Raw genomic sequence first — 6,177 nt, 5'->3', positions numbered from 1 at the left:
ACTGTCAGGGGATTACTAAAGCAGGACAGAGTGTGCTTTGATGTTACAAGCTAGCCTTTTCGATGTTGATGAGCGTTTGAAGCAGCTGAGCGACATTGGCGACCAATCGTAAGCTCATGCCCGGGTTGTTGATTTATAGATCTTCCGGCCGGATCTGGTGACCGCGCAAAACTGTGCGGACGGGTCCAAGGGCGGCCATCCACCGTTTGCCCGGTCTTCATGTTCAAGATTGTGCTTATTCGGGCGAGACTCAATCTGAGCACCTCTAACCACATATTGGAAAGATATCACACCTGAAATTGGTAAATCGAGGTGCTCATGTTAGCAGTTGGCGAATGCCCAATGATTTCGTGCAGTTTATAAAATACTTCCCTGATGGAATTCGGTCTATGCAACTTCGGGCACCCGGCGGGGTCCGGAAAGGCCATCCGATGGTTTTCCCGGTGAGAAACCGGCAAACAAACCGTCTTGCAAGGCCAGATCGAGCGCGGTTTCGAGACATCCGTCATCGGTCACCGCCAGACCCGCGATCCGGTGCGTGCCGTTCCAGCCGGTTTGCGGAACCATCGGTCCGCGAAACAACAGCGGATGGGATGAACGGGAGGTGCTTTCCGCGTTTGGGGGGACAAGGATCTCGAGATGCGTCGAGTGATGAATGTGCCGGTTGCCTTCAGCATGATCCATGGAAGACTGTTCCGAAAGGGCTGCTTGTATACAGGAACTGGCTGCAACAAGGCCGAATTCGTCTGCAACATGGAGATCAATCACGGAGCCGGTTTCCGAATGGGCCTGGGGCCGCATGTGGCTGACCGGGTGGGCGGCCACTATCCTGCCGCTTTCGGAACCGAGTTGCCGATTCAATGCGTTCGCCAATTGACCCGGAGAGAGGATCCAGTCGGCATCTACCGTAATTGCGTGGGTACCCAGCTGTTCGACGCTCGTCGGATAGTGAAGATGCAGCGTGCCGCGCGTGAGCAACCAGGGTGCCAGGCCCGCGCCAATGCCCGTCAATCCGGTCAATGAATAAGGCAAGAGGATCACCGCACCTTCTTCAAAACCGGCTGCGTCGCACACTGCCCGGCCAGCGGATAGCCATTGATTGTGGGTCCGTGTGACCGGAACCGGTTCCGGATCGCTCTGGCTCCAGCAGATCGTTGTCAAATGATTCGCCGGATCATCAGGCTCTTGGAAATCGCATGCGAGCCCGTCGCCGAGTTCCTCAAGCATTGTCCCGAGACAAATCATTCCGTCCGGCAGGTTTGATCCGAGACCAAAGACAAAACGCAAGCCAAACAGCTCGGCTGCGAGATTGCGCGCCGACGACGCGCTGTCTCTGGTTTCTATCCAGTCTGCCGAGATAAAGGCTTTTGCATCAAGGGCTCCGAGGGCGTGCAGCACTTCGTCGTCGCGCCAGTGAAGGGGCAGGGGCGACACGATCAATCCGGCACGTAGCGCGGCAAGAAAGGTGACCACTGCGTCGACCGAATTGGGAGCCTGCATGCCGACGATCTCATCTGCTACAAGGCCCGCACTCCGGAACAAGGCGGCAATCCTATCGATCTCTGCATCCGCTTGCGCATATGTCAGTTGGCGCGGAACTCCTCCGGTCCAGTTCGAACGGTCCGGCGCGTCCGCGATGGCCAGACGATCCGGAAAACGGGTGGCAGTCGTCTTGATAAGGCCGTTCAGAGTGGTGTTGCCCCAAGCGCCACTTTTGTAGAATTGTCCGGCAAGGTTCGGTATCGCGAGTTTCATGTCATCAGCTTTGATTTGATTACTTGCTGTCAACCTGTTCCGCCCACCAGGTGTCGAACTGGTGACCGTAGAGTGAATGCTGGTCCGGCGGCGAAACCCGGTCCCAATAGCCGATCCAGTCCTGCGAAACATGAAACAGCGGAACGGCATGGGCCCCGGAAATGAGCACGCGGTCGAGTGCTCTGACTGCTGCGACGTAGTCATCATCGCTGCGTGCCGCCACAAGCGCATCTATCATCGCATCAACCGCAGGGTTTTTTACGCCAGCGGTATTGAAGGAGCCCGGCGCATCGGCGGCCTTGGAAGACCAGCGGCCATATTGCTCTGCTCCTGGTGATAGCGAAGCTGTCAGGGTGTTGAAGACCATGTCGAATTCGCGCCGCACTCGCCGGTCCTCGAATTGCGAGGGGTCGACGGTGCGGATCGACACTTCAATGCCAAGAAGTTCAAGGGTTCTGGCATAGGCAAGTGCGAGTTTTTCCTCGTCCTCGTTTTTTGTCATGATTTCGAAAGTCAGAGGCTCACCGGTTTCGGAATTGACCAGCTTCCGGTTCTTCAGTGCAAAGCCCGCTTTTCCGAATTCCTCGAGTGCGGCGCGCAGAACCTTCCGATCGCGCCCTGTGCCATCGCCGTTGGCGGGAAACCATGTGCCTTCCATAACGTCGGTTCTCACCGCATCCGGGAATGGTGCGAGCAATTCGCGTTCGCGATCGCTCGCCGGGGTGCCGATCGAAGAGAGATCCGATTTGTCCCAATATCCGGCGGTTCTGGAATAAAGGTCGAAATAGAGATTGCGATTGACCCAGTCGAAATCGAACAGCATCCGCAGCGCCCGCCGCGTCGCGATGTCGGAAAATTGTTCCCGCCGGGTGTTGAACACCATGCCCTGGAATTTTACGGGTGTTCCGAGTTCGATCTCCAGTTGCTTGACCCGTCCGTCCCTGGCGGCCGGAAAATCAAAGCCGGTTGCCCATCTCGTCGGATCGCGGAATTGCAGGGCGTCAAAAAGCCCTTTCTTGAAAGCTTCCTGAAGGGTCGTTTCATCCCGGTAGTAGTCGATCCGGATCTCGTCAAAATTGTAAAAACCGGCTGTAACCGGCAAATCCTTCGCCCAATAGCCGGGGTTTTTCTGATAGACGACCCGCCGTCCGGGAACGATTTCCTTGAATGTGTAAGGCCCGCTTCCCACGGGTGGTGTTAATGTCGACTTGTCAAAATTTTCCGCATCCGTATGTTTTTTCGACAAGATCGGTGCCAGAGCGACCAACAGGGGCAGTTCGCGGTTGTCACCATTCCTGAACGTAAGTTTGATTTGCCGGTCACCGGTAATCTCTTTGTCGACGATCTCGCTATACCAGTTGCGGTAAGGGGGGCGCCCCTTGTCCCGGATGATGTCGAGCGAAAAGATGACGTCCTCGACAGTGATCGGTGTTCCGTCCGAGAAGGCCGCCTTCGGATTGAGCCTGAATTCGATCCATTCCCTGCTGTCTGGCATGCGGACCGCTTCGGCAATCATCCCGTAAAGCGAGAAGGGTTCTGCGTAGGAGCGTACGAGAAGGCTCTCCCAGATGTTGTTGCCGAAGTCACGCTCACGCATGCCACGGGCGGATGTCCACCCGCCTTGAACAATATAGGAGTTCAGGCTGTCGAATGTTCCTTGCACGCCGAGGGTCAGCGTTCCACCTTTCGGAGCATCCGGATTGGCGTAGGGCAGTGACTTGAAGTCTTCCGGCAGGGCTGGCGTGCCATGCATGGCGATGCCATGGGTCCAGGGAGTGTCGCTGTCATCTGCCAGGAGCTGGGTGTTGCTGTTCAAAAACACCGCAATCGACGACATCGACAAGAGCGCCAAGACCTGGCGGCGGCTGGTTTTGAAGAGCGCTGGAATTGAAACTTTCATCTGGACTGCCAAATCACCGTGATTCTGTTTGGGGCACGTTACCACACAGGGTTATAGTTGTGTGGTTGTGGCAACAGCTAGGCATAAGATATTCAAACTTCTCTTTGGATAGGCAAAACCGTTGCATAACGGTCACCCTTCTGCCGCAATAAATGCGCTACGCTGGTTGTGAGATCAAATGCGGCTGTGAGGACTTGAAGTCGGTGCAGACTTGCCTCAGAACGACGCTTGAATGACTGCAGACGGACGATTGAGGATGGTTCGAATGACGAAGTTTTTTAAACGGGGATTGATTGGAAGCGCGCTTGCTGCGCTCGCTTTCTCCGTTCCGGTATCTGGCGCTTCAGCCCAGAGTGCTGAGACGGATTCCCCTTGGGTTAAGGTCTGCAATGTTGACCCTAACGTGAACAAGGAAATCTGCCTGGTCACGCAGGAGCTTCGCACCAATACCGGACAGTTCCTGGCCTCCGTGGCGCTTCGCGAGATCGAAGGCGAGGCCCGCAAGACCCTTCTGGTTGCTGTGCCGACAGGCATGCTGATCCAGCCGGGCCTGCGCGTCCAGATCGACAGCGGCAAGCAGCAACAGGCAAAATACGGGATCTGTTTCCCGAACGCTTGTTACTCCGAGCTTGTGATCGACGACTCGTTCATTACCTCCATGAAGCAGGGCGGCAAACTGGTTCTGACCACCTTGAACCAGCAGGCCAAGGCAATTCCGATGGACTTGACCTTGATGGGCTTTACCAAAGTGTATGACGGCGAGCCGATGGACGTTGCGGAACTGCAGGCCAAGCAGGAAAAGCTTCAGGCCGAGTTGCAGCGCCGGGCGGATGAAGCACGCCAAAAGCTGATCGACGCTCAGGAAGCCGCTCAGTAAACACCCGCAAGACTTCAAAACATGAAACCACCGTGTAGCTCAGTTACACGGTGGTTTTTTATTTGGATTGGACAGCGGCGTTGAGCTGCAAGTGACACACAGTCTAGTGCATGCCCACCGAGCGGGGGATGTAGGAGCCGTCGGATTGCTCTTCGAAGATCTCTTCGACCTGAGGATGCCTGACGGGCTCGCCGGTTACATCCACTTCGAGGTTCTGTTCGCTCACATAAGCGACATATTCGGTTTCTTCGTTTTCAGCCAGCAAATGATAAAATGGCTGATCTCGACGGGGCCGTACGTCTTCCGGAATGGCGTTCCACCATTCCTCGGTGTTGTTAAAGGTCGGATCGACATCGAAAATGACGCCCCGAAAGGGATATATCCGGTGCCGTACGACCTGACCGATTTTAAATTTTGCCGTACGCATAGTGCTTACCTGACTTTTCACAGTTCAGGCGGGAGATAGCGCGGAGGATCACGTTATGCAAGCTGCCGCGCGTTCATCCATTCGCCAGTGTCAGGCTAACAGGCAATCGCACTAGAGTCTGTAAACTTCAGCGAGCGAACTGTCCTTTTCTGCAACCAGCTTGGCAAGATCGACAATGATCTTCGCCTGTTTCCACGTGGCGTCATCCTGCATCTTGCCGTCGATCATCACCGCGCCGGTACCGTCCGGCATGGCGTCGAGGATCTTTTGGGCAAAGGCGACTTCACCGGGTTCCGGGCTGAAGACCCGCTTGGCGATCTCGATCTGGGTCGGGTGAAGCGACCATGCGCCGAGACAGCCCATAAGGAACGCATTGCGGAACTGGCTCTCACAGGCTTCCGGGTCGGAAAAGTCGCCGAACGGTCCATAAAACGGTTTCAGGCCATGCGACAGGCAGGCATCGACCATCTTGGCCACGGTGTAATGCCACAGATCCTGCTGGAAAGCGGTTCTCTGCTGGCCATTGAGAGCATCACTCAAGACGCCGTAGTCCGGGTGGCCGCCGCCGACCCGGGTCGTTTTCATCCCGCGCGACGCTGCAAGATCGGCCGGGCCGAGGCTCATGCCGTGCATGCGCGGGCTTGCAGCTGCGATGGCCTCGACATTCTTCACGCCTTCCGCAGTTTCCAAAATCGCGTGAATGAGGATCGGCCGGGTCCGGCCGGCCTTGACCTCGAGCTGGGCCAGCAGTTGATCGAGATAGTGGATGTCCCAGGGGCCTTCGACCTTTGGCAGCATGACGACGTCAAGCTTGTCCCCGGCAGCAGGAACAATTTCCATGAGATCATCCAGAAACCAGGGACTGTTCAGGCAATTGACCCGCGTCCAGAGTCCGGTTTCGCCAAAATCGTTTTCCTGTGCCATCTGGATAAAACCCCGGCGGGCATCGATTTTTGAATCGACCGGGATCGCGTCCTCGAGATTGCCAAGAACAACATCGACCTTTGCAATAAGATCGGGAACCTTGGCGCGCATCTTTTCGATGTGAGGCGGCACGAAATGAATCATGCGTTCCAATCGTGTTGGAAGCTCCCGCAATGGAGCCGGCGCACCGATGGCAAGCGGTTTGAAAAAGGCGCCCGGTGTCTTGTGCATGACTATCTCTCCAGTTTTGGACTTTCAGACCCTATAACGCGGGTGCTGCACTGCATCCATTCC

General features: G+C 56.1%; 5 protein-coding genes. 1 reads left to right on the top strand and 4 read right to left on the bottom strand.

Going from position 1 to position 6,177, the window contains the following annotated elements; genetic code table 11:
• Positions 1-387: 387 nt before the first annotated feature.
• Positions 388-1,755 carry a class I adenylate-forming enzyme family protein gene (locus tag E1297_RS14260; protein WP_196223317.1) on the bottom strand — a complete coding sequence of 456 codons (1,368 nt, stop codon included), beginning with the start codon at positions 1,753-1,755 and terminating at the stop codon, positions 388-390.
• Positions 1,756-1,774: 19 nt separating this feature from the next.
• Positions 1,775-3,655: an extracellular solute-binding protein gene (locus E1297_RS14255; RefSeq protein WP_155139235.1), complete on the bottom strand. Its 1,881-nt coding sequence runs from the start codon at positions 3,653-3,655 to the stop codon at positions 1,775-1,777.
• A 265-nt stretch (positions 3,656-3,920) separates the two neighbouring features.
• Here E1297_RS14255 and E1297_RS14250 point away from each other — a divergent pair, with 265 nt between their 5' ends.
• A complete protein-coding gene (locus E1297_RS14250; RefSeq protein WP_155139233.1) occupies positions 3,921-4,532 on the top strand; it encodes an invasion associated locus B family protein in 612 nt (203 codons plus the stop codon).
• A gap of 103 nt (positions 4,533-4,635) precedes the next feature.
• Here the strand turns inward: E1297_RS14250 and hspQ are convergent, their stop codons facing one another.
• On the bottom strand, positions 4,636-4,959 hold the full coding sequence (gene hspQ / locus E1297_RS14245; RefSeq protein WP_155139231.1) for a heat shock protein HspQ: 324 nt from the start codon (positions 4,957-4,959) through the stop codon (positions 4,636-4,638).
• Between the two features lie 111 nt (positions 4,960-5,070).
• On the bottom strand, positions 5,071-6,114 hold the full coding sequence (locus E1297_RS14240; protein WP_155139229.1) for a CoA ester lyase: 1,044 nt from the start codon (positions 6,112-6,114) through the stop codon (positions 5,071-5,073).
• Positions 6,115-6,177 lie beyond the last annotated feature (63 nt).

This window comes from Roseibium sp. RKSG952 (assembly GCF_009711355.1).
The sequence above is the reverse complement of the archived record's forward strand: the minus strand, read 5'-3'. Positions and strand labels throughout refer to the sequence as shown.